At 42.2% G+C, this 18,805-nt stretch carries 10 protein-coding genes; 8 read left to right on the top strand and 2 right to left on the bottom strand.

Annotated features, from left to right (window positions below; genetic code table 11):
• Positions 1–6,530 (bottom strand): PKD-like domain-containing protein (locus ACO1XM_RS16480; RefSeq protein WP_486230983.1); only part of this gene is annotated, 6,530 nt, incomplete at its 3' end.
• A 228-nt stretch (positions 6,531–6,758) separates the two neighbouring features.
• Between ACO1XM_RS16480 and pyrG the strand changes: the two genes are divergently transcribed.
• The 7 genes from pyrG (at position 6,759) to lepB (ending at position 14,746) form a co-directional block, all read left to right on the top strand.
• The gene (gene pyrG / locus ACO1XM_RS16485; protein ID WP_486230985.1) at positions 6,759–8,381 is read left to right on the top strand and encodes a CTP synthase; all 1,623 of its coding nucleotides are present in this window, start codon (positions 6,759–6,761) and stop codon (positions 8,379–8,381) included.
• Entirely contained in the window at positions 8,381–10,207 is a 1,827-nt protein-coding gene (yidC, locus tag ACO1XM_RS16490) for a membrane protein insertase YidC (protein WP_486230987.1), read from the top strand. Before pyrG ends, yidC begins: the two co-directional genes overlap by 1 nt.
• 213 nt (positions 10,208–10,420) lie before the next feature.
• Positions 10,421–11,197: a ParA family protein gene (locus tag ACO1XM_RS16495; RefSeq protein WP_486230989.1), complete on the top strand. Its 777-nt coding sequence runs from the start codon at positions 10,421–10,423 to the stop codon at positions 11,195–11,197.
• The gene (locus ACO1XM_RS16500) at positions 11,194–12,111 is read left to right on the top strand and encodes a ParB/RepB/Spo0J family partition protein (RefSeq protein WP_486230991.1); all 918 of its coding nucleotides are present in this window, start codon (positions 11,194–11,196) and stop codon (positions 12,109–12,111) included. Before ACO1XM_RS16495 ends, ACO1XM_RS16500 begins: the two co-directional genes overlap by 4 nt.
• 37 nt (positions 12,112–12,148) lie before the next feature.
• A complete protein-coding gene (locus ACO1XM_RS16505) occupies positions 12,149–12,769 on the top strand; it encodes a DUF5683 domain-containing protein (protein ID WP_486230994.1) in 621 nt (206 codons plus the stop codon).
• Between the two features lie 3 nt (positions 12,770–12,772).
• Entirely contained in the window at positions 12,773–13,486 is a 714-nt protein-coding gene (gene dapB / locus ACO1XM_RS16510; protein WP_486230996.1) for a 4-hydroxy-tetrahydrodipicolinate reductase, read from the top strand.
• A 117-nt stretch (positions 13,487–13,603) separates the two neighbouring features.
• Positions 13,604–14,746 carry a signal peptidase I gene (gene lepB / locus ACO1XM_RS16515; RefSeq protein WP_486230998.1) on the top strand — a complete coding sequence of 381 codons (1,143 nt, stop codon included), beginning with the start codon at positions 13,604–13,606 and terminating at the stop codon, positions 14,744–14,746.
• Positions 14,747–15,267: 521 nt separating this feature from the next.
• Here lepB and ACO1XM_RS16520 read toward each other — a convergent pair.
• Positions 15,268–17,730, bottom strand: a complete 2,463-nt coding sequence (locus ACO1XM_RS16520; RefSeq protein ID WP_486231000.1) for a ligase-associated DNA damage response DEXH box helicase — start codon at positions 17,728–17,730, stop codon at positions 15,268–15,270.
• A gap of 98 nt (positions 17,731–17,828) precedes the next feature.
• Here ACO1XM_RS16520 and ACO1XM_RS16525 point away from each other — a divergent pair, with 98 nt between their 5' ends.
• The gene (locus ACO1XM_RS16525; protein WP_486231002.1) at positions 17,829–18,698 is read left to right on the top strand and encodes a MerR family transcriptional regulator; all 870 of its coding nucleotides are present in this window, start codon (positions 17,829–17,831) and stop codon (positions 18,696–18,698) included.
• The last annotated feature ends 107 nt before the right edge of the window (positions 18,699–18,805 follow it).

Raw genomic sequence — 18,805 nt, forward strand, 5'->3', positions numbered from 1 at the left:
ATCACTTCCCACTCAAAGGTGCTGCCCGCTACATTTGAAGTAAACACGGTAGTCGGTGTCCCATCACTACAGATCGTCTCTGCTGTTGCGCTCGTCATCACCGGCTTGGGTGTAATCGTAATCACGATGTTTTGGTAAGCTCCTATACAATTATCTGGACCAGGACCAATCCCACGAACACGATACGTAACCGTAGCTAATGCGCCTGATACGTTAACTAAGGCCTGATTCAAATTACCTGTGCCTACATCGCCAATCGTGGATCCTGTTGAGGTACCTGTCTTGCTCATCACTTCCCACTCAAAGGTGCTGCCCGCTACATTTGAAGTAAACACGGTAGTCGGTGTCCCGTCACTACAGATCGTCTCTGCTGTTGCGCTTGTCATTACAGGTGATGGATTTACTGTTATCACAACATCGCGACTAGTACCGATACACGCCCCATCAAAAGTTGTTATGGTGTACGTTGCTGTAATTGGCAACCCTGTAGTATTTGTTAATACATCGGTAAGGTGTAAAGCATTGCTTTGCAAAACACCACCAACAGGGCTAGCACTGCCCTGTGCACCACCACCAGACATTGCAGGTGCAGTCCACTCAAAACGCGTATTGGCTGGTAAGGCTGCCGGGTTCAATAGAATTTTATAATCTACAGCATCACCACTACAAATGGTTTTGACCTGACTTGGAACAATGACAGGTTCCGGATTAACAGTAACAAATACAGTTTGGGTTGCTCCCTCGCAATTTGGTGGGTTAGGCACATCATTTTCTATGGGTGTTACTTCAAAAGTTACGATACCCGCTACACCAGATATGTTGTTTAAAATCGCATTAATGTTTCCTGTACCTGTTTGCCCTTGAACAATACCAGTTACATTGGCGGGAACATTTACAGCCTCCCAATTAAAAGTAACTGGACTAGCTGGTGGTGCACCTCCAACTAGCGCAGAGAAGGTTAATGCAGAAGATGGTGCTAATCCACTACAAATAGTGGCCGTAGTCCCGGAGCTCATTACTGGCAAATCACGTAAAAACACATTGACTGAAACATCAGTACCTGAACAACCACCTGAGTTAACCTCAGTAACTGTTACAGAAGGTTGGATAACCGTTGATGTACCCCAGTTAATGGTTACGCTTGTAAAATTACCAGCGGATGGTCCAACGACTGAACCTCCGACAACGGTCCATGTATATGTTGAGCCGGGATTGGGAGTAGATGTTAATGAATACACAACACTTTGCTGACCTTTACAAAGTTCTGCAGGTGCTGCTAAAAATGCTAATGGAGCCGGGTCTGCAGTGATGGTAACAACTTTTACATTATCAGCACCAGTACATCCATCGATGGTTTCACTGGTAGTAAAAGTGAAAGTTCCCGGGTTAGGGAAACGCATAATGATGAGTGAAGATAAACTTCCATTTAACACGAAGTTATCTGTGCTTATGAATGTAAAAGTGGTAAGATCGAATACATCAAAGTTCACGCCTGCCCCATCAATCTCCCAATTGTACTGACGCAAGGTCCCAAAGTTATTAACTGTTGTATTAAAGTTAAAAGAAGTTATCGCGGTAGCATCAGAGCAACTCGTACTGATACCTTGTATAGCAGGCTGCTGTGGTAACGGATTTACAACAATCGGCACTGTTTGGTAATTAACACAGGTATTCACCCCAGTTACTAATGCGGCCAAAACATCTCCATTTGTTACAGCGTAGTTTTGCGTTTGACCAGCTCCAGCACCAGCAACAATTTCGTTGGTCAGCGCTTGAGCATCTGCTAAAGTAGGGAACCATCGTATAGTAGCAGCTCCATTAATCTGACTATTATAAAGTGTTTCAAGATTAATACCCGAAGCAAACAATGCTCCACCCTGAACATCATCACAAAAGGTTCTACTTGACAATGTTGGCAAAGCAACTGCCGGCAATGGTGTAACTGTGAAAGTAATTTCTCCTGTGTTTATACAAGACTGTGGTGCTGCTGACGTAACTCTGAAATAAAACTTTTCAGTAGTCGTATACGTTGCGTTTGTGTTTACATCAACAGTAGCAGGTGCTGCAATTGTTAAGGCAGCGTTTTCGAACCACTCTATAGTTGATGTTGCAGCATTGTTAGTTATTGATGTGTTATAGGTTGTTAAATCAACACCTACTACTGTTCTGCTTCCAAATGTGTCTTCGCAAAGCACTGGCAAGGGATCAACCGCAGTGGGTAAAGGATTCACAGTAAGAATTACATCACTCGTGCCAGGGGCGCAAGTACCTAATTGACTACTAGTTACCCATCGAAGTGTAGTTGCAATCGGTGCTCCACCAGGTGCATCCTGTGGTAAACCGCTTACAGTACTTGTCGGACTATTGGCATCTGCAAATGTAATAGCTGACGCTGCAGCAGTTTTTACCGTAACATTATCAAAGGCAATTCTATCGGCTACTCCGTCATTCGCCACGCGAACGCGTATCTCCAGTTGATTACCTGTTAATCCTGTTGCTGTAGCTGTTACATTAGCAAAATTGCCATTTCTGTTTCCATTAGTCAAGGTCGTGTATCCGCCAACCTGATTGAGTCGATATTCAGCAATAATGAAGTCGTCTGTTCCACCCAAACCACCAGATACATTAACTAAATCAATTGACAAATTAACAGCACCAAAAGTTGAAATATCAATCACGCTTGAGTTCCACACAAGCTCTGCTACATTGGCTCCACCCGCACCTAACGTTCCATTGGTATTATTAGCTTCAAATCGGTTAGATATAATATGAAAATATCCAGATCCACCATTAAAAGTTTGTGGATCACTTACTACATCTCTGGTATAACCATTAAATGCTGTAGAAGTATTAGTTGAATTGGGTGCAGTAAAAGTTTGGTAATAGGCAACAGCTCCCGGAATTGTCCAAGTGCCTAATCCTCCAGCACCAACTGAAGTAGCTGCTAATGTTATGCTATTCCCTGAACATAGGCTGGGTTGATCGAGGCCAGCATCTGCAACTGCCGGCAACTCATCAGAAGTTAGTGTAACGGCAGTTCTTGTACTGCTGGTACAAGTTGTGCCAGCATCTCTGGCCTCTGCATAAAGAGTAACAGTCGCGCCAGGTGCAGGTTCATTTCCAGCAACAGGGTTCAAAACAGGATTATTGGTTAACAGCAGATTACCCCCAGTTGGTGCATCGTACCAATCAATTTGAATGCCTCCTCCCGGGTTCACCACACTCACCGTTGCTGCGCCAATTACATCAGAGCATGAGATGATATTACCGTTTGATGTTGGTGCCGCGGGTCTCGGTTCAACAGTATACGTAACTGTGGCAACACTAAAGCAATTAGGTGTTGCATTTTCTCTTACCCTTGCATAAACAGCAACGCCATTGGTAACAGTAGCAGTTGCTGGTGCACCTATTGGTGTAGTCAGACCTGCATCACTAAACCAATTGATAGTAACCGTGCCTGTATTATTAATTGAATTTTGTAATGAGGTTAAATCTACAACTGCCGTGGTACCTCCACCTGTTGTTGAACATATCGCAGTAGGCGTCTGATCATTAGCTACCGGTAGTGGATTGACAATAATCGTAATGTTCTTAGCTGGATCTGTTGTGAAGCTACAACCTCCATTATCCTCAACGAAGTAGCTTAATTCATAAGTTCCAGGAGTTGTAAAGTTAAAAATCGGGTTCGGAATATTAGTTGCTGATAAGGAACCAACAGCACCACCTGGTTGGACTTCGATAGTCCATACATGGGTAGTATATGTTCCTGAACCACCTGTTGGATTACCATTTAAGAATAAATTTGTTCCTGCACAGATGGATGCGTTTAGTGTGTTGTCAGTTATCGTACCTGCATCAAATCCATACAAAATGTTGGCATCTACCTGGGTAACATTTATGGTAATCTCATCAAAATCTGTACATCCTAAATTGTCAGTAGTGGTGAGTCGTAGAATATACACACCAGTTTTATTTGGTCCTAACCCATCTGAATTAAAAATAGGATTAAGGGCTGTTCTTCTAGAACCAACTCCTCCATCGGTCAACAAAGCATCAAGATCAGCAACTGTCAGTGGAATTAAGGCAGTAGGTCCGGTTTCATCATAAGTACCAGTCCAAATCCTACTGGCAAAACTCGTATTTGAAAAAGATTCATTCGCTAATAAATTTAAGTTAGCATCCGCACAAACATTTGCTGATGCGCCTGTCGTTATATCCACTGTGGGGCCATCAACTGTTAGCAACGCATCAATCGATGTGTCTGTATTACCAGCGCACTGAGCACCACTTGTGCCAACAATCACTCTATATAAAAATCCATCGAAGGTTGATCCTAATCCACTAGTATTCACAGTAAGTGTCGCGGATGTTGCTCCACTATATGCCCCACCATTACTGATGTTGCCAAAACCAAGGCCTGTATCTACCTGCCATTGATAAGTTAATGTAGTTTGTCCTGTGGCAACCACATTAAAGGTTGTGCTTCCTTCAACGCAAATTACCCTGTCAATTGGTTCAGTTGTTATTAACGGTTTGGCTCGTACAGTTAATGTTCTGGCTGTAGATGTTTGGGAGGGCGAACACGTTCCACTCACAACGCAACGGTACTGAGCTCCATTAAGTGTTGTTCCAAGTCCAAGGCCAGCTAAGTTCACGTTTAATGTAGCAGAAGTTTCTCCTGTATAAGGGTCTCCACCAACTGTTGGTATAATAGCAAAACCTCCGGGACCTGCACCATCCGCATCTATTTGCCATTGGTAAGTTAGCCCGGCTCCTGTAGCGGTTACACCAAATGTTGTCGAACCATCTTCGCAAATATCCCTGTTTACTGGTTGAACTGTTATGGCAGGAAGGGCTAATACTGTAACTGCTTGAGAAATTGATCCTGAGGTACATTGAGGATTGGTGGTATACCGCCAAACTACACTAGGACTTTGGCTTCCCGCTGCTGCACTGGAATTTAAGGAGACTGTTATCAGATTAGTCCCCTGCCCAGCTGTAATTGTCCAGTTAGTGGGTACTGTCCATACATATTCTGTATTTCCACCAACAGGTCTTGCATTTGGTGCTGCTGGCATACTTAATGCAAATGTATGACCACTAGTTCCCGGACATAAACTACCATTAATAGTTGGTGTGATTGTTTGAAGAGGACTAGTAAGGCTCAATGGTTCTCTAACACTTCTTGTAACGGCAACCGGGAAACTCTCACAAAGTAAGCTACCAGATGCACCCACATAGCTTGCCCAAACAATATAGTTTTCGGCTGGCATTACGGTGCCGGCTGCACCTGTAAAAGCCGTTGAGAATGGAATAGATGAAGCACCAGCACCGTTAGCCGTAGTTGTAGTTATTAAAGCTCCAACAGTACCCGGTACTTTTGGTGTTGCTGCGTTTGTATTAGCATACCATCTAACCGTTGAGTTTGCTGTAGCTCCTGTAATAGCAAAAGTCGGCATGCCTGATCGTGTTGTTCCATTACAAACAGCATTGCTGGCTACAACCGCAGGAGCAGTTGGCTGAGCAACAACTCTAACCCTCGATTGGTTAAATTCCACAGGAGGAACACCTGCAAAATTGTAAGAATTACAAGTATTCCAATAGCGTGTAGTAATGACGAATTCTTCACCAGGTTGCGCAGTAGCTGGTATAGTTATATTAAGTGTATTCAGGGGGGTGGGAGGATTCACAAATGCAGCTGAAACTGCCGGTAAGTCAGGACCACCTCCGGGACCAATCGGTGCACCACCTGTAAGTGCATAAGTAATAACTCCTCCATCTAAACCTGTGCCTGTGGCTACTGGCGTTGCATCCACTAATACTGACCCTGTTATGGTATTCAATGCACCGGATCCTCCATATACATATTCCCTCCACCTTCTTACATTGTTAATTCTGGCTGCAGAGGTAACATCATTCGGTCCTACTACATTACAGTTAAAATTAGACCTGTCCGTGAAACTAACAGTTGTTGCTACTCCTGCACACACCTCAATTACTGCATTAGCTGGGTTATTTGTATCGGTAACTATGATATCAGAACTCGCGGAGTTTGCTATTCCTTCTCTATTATATCTTAAAATTGTCGGTGGTGTACCCCAACTAGGAAAACACTCTGCTGCACCATTTATCCGAAACTGAACAATAGGGTTGTATTCACAAGCAGTATTGGTAACAGGGAAATAGAACTTTGGACTATTTCCCCTATGAAGTCCGCCACCTAAATCAGCTAGATTAAAATACGCAGTAAACCCTAAAGCAGTTCCTGTGCCATCCCAATCTATACGAGCCTGAACAACGTCTCCAGGAAATACTTGCCCAACTGTAACCTCTAGTATTGCACCACTTGCCGCAACAAAAGCATTTGCATTATCGATGTTAACACAAGTGAATCCTGATTGAACTAAATTTACTCCACCTGAGAAAATACCATCTCCAGCAGCAGCCAAACACCCTTGAGAATAGGTTTTGTTTGTTTTGAAAAGAAATAATCCAAAAAATACCAGTGAGGCTATAAAAAAATTTCTCATGCGGGGGCAGTGCAGGTTTACAGGTGGTTAATAATCAAAAAGCCAAGGGTGTAACCGAAAACAAACCTCTAATATATGTTAAAAGTCAAAATAATGTGATAAAAAGCTCCACAAGAGGCGTCTTTTCATTTTCAACCATGGGGCTATACGAAATCTCCTTTTCAGTTTCGGCATTCCCCTTAAAAGCCTACCTTTGCACGCGATTTTTTACTGCTTTCACAACCACGCATGTCTAACGTTAAGTACATTTTTGTTACCGGAGGGGTAACCTCCTCCCTCGGAAAGGGTATTATCGCTGCTTCCCTGGCACGCTTACTTCAAGCCAGAGGCTATCGCGTTACTATTCAGAAGTTTGACCCCTACATTAACATCGACCCGGGTACCCTTAACCCTTACGAACATGGCGAATGCTATGTAACGGATGATGGTGCTGAAACTGACCTTGACCTGGGCCATTATGAACGATTCTTGAATGTGCCCACCTCTCAGGCGAATAACGTTACTACAGGCCGCATTTATAATAATGTCATCACAAAAGAGCGCAAAGGCGAATATTTGGGTAAAACGGTACAAGTTATACCTCACATCACTGATGAAATCAAGCGCAACATCATGTTGCTCGGCCAAGATGACAAGTACGACTTCATTATCACAGAGTTAGGTGGTACAGTCGGTGATATTGAGTCGCTTCCGTTTATAGAAGCGGTGCGTCAGGTAAAGTGGGAATTAGGACCTGGTAACTCACTGGTCATCCACTTAACGCTTGTGCCTTACCTGGCTGCAGCTAAAGAATTAAAAACAAAGCCTACGCAACACTCGGTAAAAGAACTCTTAGAGGCCGGTATTCAGCCGGATATATTGGTTTGTCGTACCGACAGACCCTTGCCGATGGAGATACGCAAGAAACTGGCTTTATTCTGTAACGTTAATATCAACTCAGTAATAGAAGCAATGGATGCAGACACCATTTATGATGTACCTCTTCTCATGCGCAAAGAAAAACTAGACGAGCGCGTACTCTCTAAACTCAAAATACCAGTTAAAGGCGAGCCTGATCTGGAAGGCTGGAAGGAGTTTTTAGGCAAGCTCAAAAATCCCGATGAGGAAGTAACTGTCGGCCTGGTCGGTAAATACGTCTCCTTGCCAGATGCTTACAAATCCATCGCTGAGGCTTTTGTACATGCCGGTGCAGAGAATGATTGTAAGGTAAACGTCAAGTGGATTTCCTCTGAAGATATTAATAAAGACACTGTTGTCGATGTATTAAAAGGCCTTGATGGTGTATTGGTCGCGCCTGGTTTTGGTGAACGTGGTATGGAAGGCAAGATTGAAGCCATCCGTCACGTACGCGAAAATAAAATCCCCTTCTTCGGCATTTGCCTGGGTATGCAGTGCTGCGTTATTGAATTCTCCCGCCATGTTTTAGGCTGGGCAGATGCAAGCTCAACTGAATTAAACGCTGCCTCCAAACATCCTGTTATCGACATGATGGAAGAGCAGAAAAAAATAACCACAAAAGGTGGTACCATGCGCTTAGGTGCTTATGCTTGTAAAATCAAGAAGGGAACCAAGGCTTACGCCATTTATGGCGAAACATCCATACAGGAGCGGCACCGCCATCGTTACGAATTTAACAACAAGTACTTCGATAAAATTGAAGAAGCTGGTTTGAAAGCTTCAGGTATTAACCCTGATTCCGGTCTTGTTGAAATTGTAGAATTGAAGGATCACCCCTGGTTTGTTGGTGTGCAGTACCATCCGGAACTGAAAAGCACTGTTATGAACCCACATCCGCTGTTTGTAAAATTTGTTGAAGCAGCTATTAATCACAAGAAAGAAGCAGAGAAATAATGGATAGAAACACCGCGATCGGGATGACCCTCATGGGCGCCCTCTTATTAGTTTATTTTTATTGGTTTAGCCCCACCCCTCAACCACAGGCAGCACCGACTACTTCCACTGAGTTAAGTACTCCAGCTGCGGCAACGACAAGCGACAGCAGCGTAGCTGCAACGACTCCCCTGCTGGACAGCGCCAAAGTGTCTGCCTTACAGGGCTTCGGAGCTTTTGCTACAGGCCGTGATGAGAAGGTTAGTGTTGAGACACAAGATCTAAAAATTGAATTCTCTACTAAAGGGGGTGTTATTAAATACTTGGAACTTAAAAACTATAAGACTTACTTTGGTAAGCCATTGGTTTTAGTGGAACCTCGTTCTAATGCTTTTGAGCTCTCTACAAAAGTGAAAGGTGAACCACTTGATCTCTATTCACTTTATTATAGCTCTCAGGTAAGCAAGAAGAATGACACTACCTTAGTAACTTTTACCCTGCGAAATGAGACAGGTTCATTCACTCAAACCTATAGCATTCCTCCTGTTGGTTTTGAGATTGGTTACAGCTTAAAAAATAGCGGTCTTGCAGAACAGCTGAGCACCGAACAACTGACCTTCAACTGGACTAACATACTTCGTCCATTAGAGAAGGATCTGGCCGATAGCCGTAATAACACCACTATCAATTCATATACGGCTGCAGGTGAATTCGATTATATCAGTGAGCGTTCTACTGATACTGAAACTGAAACCTTTGCAGATCCTTTAAAATGGATCAGTATTAAACAGAAGTTCTTCCTGGCATCTATCATTGCTAAGGACAGTTTTTCGGGTGGTGAATTACAAACCTCTGTTAACCAGTCAGATACTTCGGTTGTAAAACGTGCCAATGCAAAACTATTTATTCCGCTAAAGGCTGTTACAGACAATAAGGCTGACTTCACTTTCTATTTTGGCCCTAACGATTATAATCAATTAGAAAAAGTAACAACCGGCTTCAACGAAAACGTTTATTTAGGTTGGGCGCCCATCAAGTACATTAACAAGTTTGCTATTCGTCCACTCTTTAATGTGTTGGTTGATTTCAACATGAATTACGGTTTGGTAATTCTTGTGCTTGTATTGGTCTTGCGCCTTGTTTTATTGCCTCTCTCCTACAGCTCGAATTTAAGCATGGCGAAAATGAAGGTGTTAAAGCCTGAGCTTGATGAGATCAAGGAGAAATTCCCGGATGATATGGCCAAGGCTCAGCAAGAGCAAATGAAGCTATACCAGCAAGTGGGTGTTAACCCTCTCAGCGGTTGCATTCCTGTATTGCTGCAATTGCCCATCTTAATGGCCATGTTCTATTTGTTCCCCAACAGTATAGAGTTACGTCAAGAAAGTTTGTGGTGGGCTGAAGACTTGTCTTCTTACGATTCTATCCTAACATTACCGTTTACAATTCCATTCTATGGTAACCACGTTAGTTTGTTTGTATTGTTAATGACAGCTGCCACGCTATATTATACCTGGCAGAATAATCAAATGACTACCGTACAAGGCCCGATGAAATCCCTGGGTTACATCATGCCCGTTGTGTTTATCTTCGTATTGAACTCATTCCCTGCAGCACTAAGCTTCTATTACTTTGTCTCCACAATGGCTACCATTGTGCAGCAAATTGTGATTAAGCGTTTTGTAGACGAAGACAAAATCCGTTCAGTAATGGACGAGAACCGTAAGAAGATTGCAGCTGGTGGCGGTTCTAAGTCGAAATTCATGAGCAAACTTGAAAATGCCATGAAGGCCAGCGAAGAAGCCAGGAAAAAAGCTGAAGAGGAAAAAAAGAGCAAGAAAAAGTAATTTCAAATTTGAAATTTAAAATTTCAAATTATTGACTAGCAGATACTTAATCTTAAATTTTGAATTTTAAATTCTGAATTGTTCGATTGTGGATAAAGCGTGGAACGTTTGTGGAACATAAAATATCCACCACATAACAAATCATCTATATTTGAAGCCCTGACGAAATTTTAACCGTCAGGGCTTTATTTTTTTACTTATTCTATCCGTACAATGGGAAAAATTATCGCAATTGCGAATCAAAAAGGAGGCGTAGGCAAAACCACTACAGCCATCAACCTGGCAGCCAGTTTAGCAGTACTCGAGCAAAGAACGCTACTCATTGATGCCGACCCACAAGCAAACTCAACCTCTGGCTTAGGGATCAATCCCAAAGATGTTGAAAACGGAATTTACGAATGCATGGTAGACGGTGTGAAAGCACAAGATGCCATTGTAAAGAATGAGCAATTGAAGATGCTCGATATCATGCCTTCACACATTGACCTGGTTGGTGCCGAAGTGGAAATGGTGAGCATTGAGCGCAGAGAAGAAAAAATGCGAGAAGCACTCCAGCTTATTAAAAACGATTATGATTATGTAATTATTGACTGCTCACCTTCCCTGGGTTTAATTACCATTAATGCCCTCACAGCAGCCGATTCTATTATTATTCCTGTACAATGCGAATACTTTGCCTTGGAAGGATTAGGCAAATTGTTGAATACCATTAAAATTATTCAAACCCGATTAAACCCTGGCCTGGAAATTGAAGGTATTTTGTTAACACTTTATGATTCACGCACAAGCCTGGGTAATCAAGTGGTAGAAGAAGTAAGAACACATTTCCAGAAAATGACTTTCAGCACAATAATACCACGCAATGTAAAGTTAAGTGAGTCGCCCAGTTTTGGTTTACCAGCAATTGTGCATGATGCGGAAAGTAAGGGTGCTATAAGCTACCTGAACCTGGCCAATGAGATTTTAAAGAAAAATGGTAAGTCGAAATGAGTAAGAAAAAAGCTTTAGGCCGTGGACTCAACGCCTTGTTGAGTGATAACGATACGACCGACCGTCTGGAAGCAGAAATGGCCGTAGCCAACGTTGCGCCTGTTAGCAGCCCCAGAAGTGGCATAAATGAAATACCGGTTTCTGAAATTGAAACCAACCCCTTTCAACCCCGCACGCATTTTGATGAGGATGCTTTGCTTGAATTAGCCGAATCTATCAGGGTGCATGGTATTATTCAACCTATTACTGTAAGACGCTTAGCCCATAATCAATACCAACTGATTTCTGGTGAAAGACGTTTCCAGGCATCTAAACTGGCTGGTCTTGAAATGATTCCGGCCTACATCCGCGCGGCCGATGATCAGCAAATGTTGGAGATGGCGCTGATCGAAAACATTCAGCGCGAAAACCTGAATGCCATAGAAATTGCCCTTAGCTATCAGCGCTTATTAACGGAATGTAATCTGAAACAAGAACAACTGGGTGAGCGCGTGGGTAAGAACAGGGCCACTGTAACCAACTATTTGCGACTGCTTAAACTCCCACCCGATATTCAGATTGCCGTAAGGGATAACCGCATTACCATGGGCCATGCCCGTGCTATTATTAATGTAGATAGTGCCGACCAGCAGCTTTATATTTTCAAAAAGACCTTAGCAGAAGAACTATCGGTACGCAAGGTAGAAGAATTAGTGCGCGAAATGGGGGGTGCTAAAACTGAAAGTACTCCAAGCCCAAGTCAGGCAGGTGGAAGCGCGGCTGCCAAAGAAATGACGCAGCTTCAATCCAAGCTTTCATCGCACTTCAGCACGAGGGTGATGGTAAAAAGTGATGGGCGAAAAGGTGAGATTAAAATACCTTTTGTTTCCGTTGAAGATTTGAATCGCATACTCGACATTCTTCGCGTATCTTAGCGCCTCAATGCGTAACAGTAGCAATACCTTCCTTAAAATGAATCCTTCAGCAACTGCAAAAGTGCTGATGGTAAGCTCGCTTACCTGGCTCTTGTTTAATTGCGCTTTGTCGGTGCAGGCACAAGATAGTCTGGCAAATAAAGTCATCAACACCTCTCCCGTCCGCATTCAACAGGAAAGTCAAAGTCAGGCCGACTCTGCAAAAATGGCCTACATAGCGAAACGTTTCAATCCGCAAAAAGCCTTATTGTATGCAGCTATTTTACCAGGGGCGGGTCAGGTTTACAATAAGAAGTATTGGAAGGTGCCCATTGTTTACGGAGGCTTTGCCTTTTTTGGTTACTACATAGACTTTTACAATGACAGATACCGCTTTTACCGTGGTGAAACTTTTCAATTCTTAAATACCAAATCAAGTTCCACTGGCTTACCCGAAGCAAGTCTAAGAAGCATTACTGAGCGTTACCGTAGAGAAAGAGATTTCTTTATTATCCTAACAGGCTTGTGGTACGCCTTGCAAATCATCGATGCCCATGTGGATTCTCATCTTAAAGAATTTGACATTAATCCCAATCTGCAGGTAAGGGTTGAGCCAACCTTTCAACAAGACATGCTTCTAGGAAGACAAACTGGCTTTACAGTGTCCATCAGATTTTAAAATATGAATATTCTACTCATTGGTTACGGGAAGATGGGTAAAACCATCGAAAGTCTGGCAGTAAAAAAAGGGCATCGAATTGCCGGGATTATCGACATCCATAATCAGGAGGAGATCAAGCAGGTAGAAGCCGATGTCGCCATTGAATTCTCCAGGCCAGAAGCGGCATACGAGAATGTAAAACGTTGTATTGAAAGAAGGCTTCCGGTAGTCTGTGGCACTACAGGCTGGCTGGAAAAGAAAAAAGAAATAGAAGCACTTTGCCAGCAACAACAAGGCACTTTCTTTTATGCCTCTAACTTCAGTGTTGGTGTTAATATCTTTTTTAAAGTAAATGCTCACCTAGCCAAAATCATGAACAGCTTTCCTGGCTATAATGTATCGGTAGATGAGATTCACCACACCCAGAAAAAAGATGCCCCTAGCGGAACAGCCATTACTATTGCGGAGGACATATTTAAAAACTTACAGCGCAAGAATAGTTGGATCAACAAAAGCGAGGAAAACCCTGAACAACTCTCCATTATTTCGCATCGTATTGACCCCGCCCCCGGTACCCACAGCGTTAAGTATAGTTCTGCAATTGATGATATTGAAATAAAGCACACAGCTCATACCCGGGAAGGCTTTGCCTTAGGTGCTATAGAGGTAGCCAATTGGATAGTCCAGGAAAAGCAACAGGGTGTTTTAAATATGGACGACTTTTTGAAATTATAGTCTTATCTGTGCGACTTACTACCCTGTAAAGATGCGATTCATTCAAAATGAAGCCCCTTTCTCTTAAAAGTCGTGTTTTCAAAAGATTTAACTTTATTTGCAACCTGATATTGAATTATGAACTGGCAGTTTTGGAAAAAGAACAAAGAGGAAAAAAAGGAAGTACAACCTAAGTCAAAAGTACGGGAGTGGGTTGATGCTATTGCTTTTGCAGTCGTGGCTGCTACTCTCATCCGTTGGTTGATTATGGAAGCTTACACCATCCCCACACCTTCCATGGAGAAATCCTTATTAGTGGGCGACTTCTTATTCGTAAGCAAGTTTCATTATGGTACACGCACACCGAAAACACCACTGCAATTACCCCTCACCCACCAAAAAATATGGTTCACGAATATTCCTTCCTATAGCAAGGCTATCCAACTACCTCAATATCGTTTACCCGGCATCTCCAGTGTTAAGCGTAACGATGTTGTTGTGTTTAATGTGCCTGGTATAGAAGAAAACAATCTTTACGTACCCAAATCAAAGTGGATTGATTATCCTGTTGATTTGAAGACTAACTACATCAAACGCTGTGTAGCTATTGCCGGTGATACCCTTCAGATTAAAGATCATCAGGTCTATATTAATGGTGTTTTGTCCGAGCAGGAACCTGGCATGCAGCACGACTACTCTGTGTATGCTAAGAGTCTGATCAACGACAGGATATTAGATAAGTATGAAATAGATGGATTTCAGATTATTAGTAATACTGAAAACCAGGTAAGGTATGCCATGCCGCTCACCCAAAATACAGTAGAAGAATTAAGAAAGCTTCCCTTCATCGACTCGGTGGTGATGGAGACGCGAAAGAATGTTGAGTTCAATATTTACCCGGACGCTGCTAAATTTCCCTGGAGTGGCGACTTCTTTGGTCCTTTAGTGGTGCCGAAGGAAGGAATGACAATTACCATTGATTCTACAACGCTCACTTTATTCGGAAAAATGATCGAGCGCTATGAGCACAATGAAGATGTTAAGATCGAAAACGGAAAGCTCTTCATCGAAGGAAAAGAATTAAGCACCTATACCTTTAAGCAAAACTATTATTTTATGATGGGCGATAACCGTCATAATTCGCTAGACTCGCGCTATTGGGGCTTTGTACCTGAAGATCACATTGTAGGAAAGGCCTTCTTTATCTGGTTGTCGCTGGACAGCAACGCAAGCTTCTTTAATAAAATCAGGTGGAGTAGATTCTTTAATCTGATTCACTAAGATCAAAATTGCTTCAAATAAAAATGCCGGAGTAAATTCCGGCATTTTTGTTTAAAACAGCTTGGGGATGATCTGTAAATCCGAGAATAAATAAAACTACATTCTTTCAGTTGACACCTCAGGCCAACTGCATCACTCATTTCATTCAGTTGGTAACTACGGACTGACTAATAACAATACCTTACCTGATAGCGGGCGGTTGCCTGCAGATGCCCCCCCCACAGGAAACGAAGATCTACCCGCTACCGGAAGGTAATGTTAATAGGTATGCGTCTTACTAAACCGAAATACCCTAATCAAAATAGCGTTGGAATTGCGACCAAAATTATTTTGATGAAGCAATTTGCTATCAACTCAACATAATACCTAAAAATAGATGTATACAAAGGGTAGACAAATAATAAATCTGTAAAAATTCGGGTAGGCAAACAGTAGACTAGGATAAGAACGAGAACTACTTATTCTATTTGGATCAAAATATTAATAAATAAGCTCTATGTTATTTGAAATAGAAACGATGCCTATGCATACTGCAAAACCATTCTCCTCACCTGATCCTCAAGTTTCTCACTACTTATCTTCTCTCTCAGACGATCAACCATAATGGGAAAAGCAAAAGGCGTTGGTTTTTCCGGACTTCTAAGAATGATTTTTTGGTTATTAATTCTATCCAGCGCTTTCCTTAGCCTGCCTTCTTCCAACTGAAAATCCATTACTTCGTCAAAGGCTTGTCTCAATAATAAATTATGTGCTTCGTAATCATTAAATACATTAAAAAAAAGTTGTGTGCTTGATTGTAAATGCCTGTCTTTAATAGGTTGACCGGGATATCCTTTAAAGACTAAGCCCGCTATAGCCGCAATGTCTCGGAATTTTCTCCTTGCCATTTCAGTGGCATTAATGCTGGCCTGTATATCTTTCAATAAGTTTTCAGTATCAAAAAGATTTTCTTCTAATGCCTGCTCAATTGGTATTGCCTGATCGCTTAACAATTCGAAACCATAATCATTCATTGCTATAGAAAACGTAATGGATTGAATCTGAGAAATCCGGTAGGCCACTAATGCGCCCATGCCTTCATGTACAAAACGACCTTCAAAGGGATACATCACCAGATGATATCCTTCTTTCGTTTCGAAATATTCAATCAGAAATTCAGTTTTGTCAGGTACATGCGATCTTTCCTGTTGTAACTGAAATAAGGGCTTCAGAAAAGTCATCTCTTCATCATGGTCTGTACCCTTCACCATCTCATGAATCTTATTGCGAATCAATTCGCTCATCTGTGAGGATAAAGGCATACGTCCACCCTGCCACGATGGAACTAAACCAGTTTTCCTTTTTGAATTGCGCACGTGTGCCTCCATGCCCTGCATGCGAATGAGCTCCAGATTTCTGCCGGCAAACCAAAATACATCCCCCGGCTTTAATCTAGAGATGAAGTACTCCTCTATGGTTCCTAAAAATTTACCTGATTGGTATTTTATAAGAATTGAAGTATCACCCACGATGGTGCCAATAGACATGCGGTGGCGCATGGCAATTCGCCTGTTGTCTACTTTATATACGTTATCTTCTATAACAACCTTCCTGTATTCATCATAAGCCTGCAAGGAATCTCCGCCTGTAACGATAAACGCCAGCAACCACTCCCACTCCTCTTCACTCACGGAAGCATAACTAAATGTGCTTTTAACTTCCTTAAAAATTTCTTCGGAAATAAAACCACCCCCTACTGCCAACGTAATCAGGTATTGTACTAAAACATCAAATGATCTTATGTAGGGGAAGCGGTCTTCCACAATATTGTGTTCTATGGCTTCGCGAATGGCAGCAGCTTCCATCAGTTCGAGTGAATGCGTAGGCACAAAATGAATTTTACTGATAGCCCCGGGTTGGTGCCCACTCCTGCCAGCCCGCTGCAGAAAACGTGCAATGCCTTTGGGTGCGCCCACTTGTATAACTGTTTCTACTGGTCGAAAATCTACGCCCAAATCAAGACTGGACGTACACACAACTGCTTTTAGTTTACCTTCATGCAATTGTTCTTCAACCCAGTTGCGCAGGTCTTGTGAAATAGAGCCGTGATGCATGGCTATTAAACCGGATAACTCCGGGGCTACATCCAGCATCTTCTGATACCATATCTCTGCAAAAGATCTTGTGTTGGTAAAGATCAGGGTTGTCTTGCTGGCTTTTACAATGTCAACCACCTTCTCTAACAGGTGTATACCTAAGTGGCCAGCCCAAGGCATTTTCTCAAGTGTATCCGGCATGACGGATACAACCTCTATTTTCTTTTTTATATCCGCCCGGATAATTTTACCGGGCACTGTCAATGTGTTTCCTAACAATGCCTCTACGGCCTGGTCCATATTACCAATGGTGGCTGAGATACCCCAGATCTTTAGGGAAGAAGATAATTTTTTAAAACGCGAAAGTGCCAGTTCTACTTGTACACCTCGTTTTGATCCCATCAGCTCATGCCATTCATCGACCACCATCACTTTTAAATCAGCAAAAAGCATAGCGTGATTTTTCTGTGCTAACAGTAAATGAAGACTCTCGGGTGTGGTAATGAGTAATTGTGGTGGTTTCTGCTTTTGCTTCTCTCTTTCTTTGATACTCGTATCGCCAGAACGTATAGCCACTTCCCAGGGCAAATGCATTCCTTCAATCATTCTGCTGGCTGACAGATATATCTCTTTAGATAAGGCACGTATAGGAGTAACCCAAATGGCCTGTAAACCCTGTGGCTTCTCCTTTTTATAATCTGGGTGCGTGCGCATGTACTCCAACACGATGGGCACTAACAATGAATACGTCTTCCCACTTCCAGTGGGCGCATTTACCAAACCACTTTCGCCATTCAGGTAAGCTTGCCAGGCATCGGTTTGGAATGCAAATGGTTTCCAGCCCCTGGAATCAAACCAGTCAGTGCCCTGCTTGAGCAAATCAGAACTATGGCTTAACTTAGGGGGCATAACAAAAGTTTAAACAATACTAAATAATTGCTGTTATAGATGGTTAAAGATTGGCTAAAAGCAAGGTTTATCCAACAAATTTCTTGAACCAAAAACAAATGGGATCATATTCAATTAAAGAGCTGGAGCAACTGTCGGGGATTAAAGCCCACACCATACGTATTTGGGAAAAGCGACATAGAATTATTGAGCCCGCCAGAACAGATACCAACATCCGCTATTATTCTGATGCCGAATTAAAGAAGATCATTAGTGTTTCGCTCTTAAATAACAACGGCATCAAGATCTCCAAAATTGCTGACATGAGCACGGATGATCTTAATAAAAAGGTATTAGAGATCAGTGAACTCAAGAGCGATGTAACCATACACATAGACCAATTGGTAATGGCTATGATTGATATGGAAGAAGAGAAATTTGAAAAGATACTCTCTAACCTGATTTTACGGTATGGCTTTGAAAAGACCATTACGGAAATAACATATCCCTTTCTTGAAAAAATTGGTTTGCTATGGCAAACCCAGAATATAAGCCCTGCCCAGGAACACTTCATTTCAAACCTGATCAGACAAAAAATGATTGTGGCCATTGACGGCCTGTCCATCCCATCTCATGAATCTAAACGGGTGGTGTTATATTTAAGAGAAAGGGAATTGCACGAGATTGGCCTGCTATTCTACCATTACATTGTTAGAAAAAGTGGGTACAGAACTTACTATCTAGGCCAGAACGTTCCGCATGAAGATTTACTCCAGGTAGTTCAACAACATAAGCCCGAAATATTAATAACCTCCATTACCAGTGGCAGCGAATTGATTACACTAGAGGATTACCTGAGTAAACTTTCTTCTGATTTTCCACAAAATCGTGTTTTTGTATCAGGAATGCAATTGGCTAGCTATACGGGGCGAGTACCGGAAAACATCGTTTTGTTTAAAAATGCCCTGGCATTAAAAGATTTACTTTAAGATATCCATCTAATAGACTGGCAGTCAAGGAAAAGAGGCATTTGTCTCTTTTTTTGTTTAATACCATTCATATAAATATTAAACAAATAATAAATCAAAATGATGTT

This window comes from Chryseotalea sp. (genome assembly GCF_057350905.1).

Excerpts from the sequence above, each read along its gene's own strand:
- ACO1XM_RS16505 (WP_486230994.1), top strand. The coding sequence starts at position 12,149 with ATGAATCCTTCAGCAACTGCAAAAGTGCTGATGGTAAGCTCGCTTACC.
- lepB (WP_486230998.1), top strand. The coding sequence starts at position 13,604 with ATGAACTGGCAGTTTTGGAAAAAGAACAAAGAGGAAAAAAAGGAAGTA.
- dapB (WP_486230996.1), top strand. The coding sequence starts at position 12,773 with ATGAATATTCTACTCATTGGTTACGGGAAGATGGGTAAAACCATCGAA.
- yidC (WP_486230987.1), top strand. The coding sequence starts at position 8,381 with ATGGATAGAAACACCGCGATCGGGATGACCCTCATGGGCGCCCTCTTA.
- ACO1XM_RS16495 (WP_486230989.1), top strand. The coding sequence starts at position 10,421 with ATGGGAAAAATTATCGCAATTGCGAATCAAAAAGGAGGCGTAGGCAAA.
- ACO1XM_RS16500 (WP_486230991.1), top strand. The coding sequence starts at position 11,194 with ATGAGTAAGAAAAAAGCTTTAGGCCGTGGACTCAACGCCTTGTTGAGT.
- ACO1XM_RS16520 (WP_486231000.1), bottom strand. The coding sequence starts at position 17,730 with ATGCCCCCTAAGTTAAGCCATAGTTCTGATTTGCTCAAGCAGGGCACT.
- ACO1XM_RS16525 (WP_486231002.1), top strand. The coding sequence starts at position 17,829 with ATGGGATCATATTCAATTAAAGAGCTGGAGCAACTGTCGGGGATTAAA.
- pyrG (WP_486230985.1), top strand. The coding sequence starts at position 6,759 with ATGTCTAACGTTAAGTACATTTTTGTTACCGGAGGGGTAACCTCCTCC.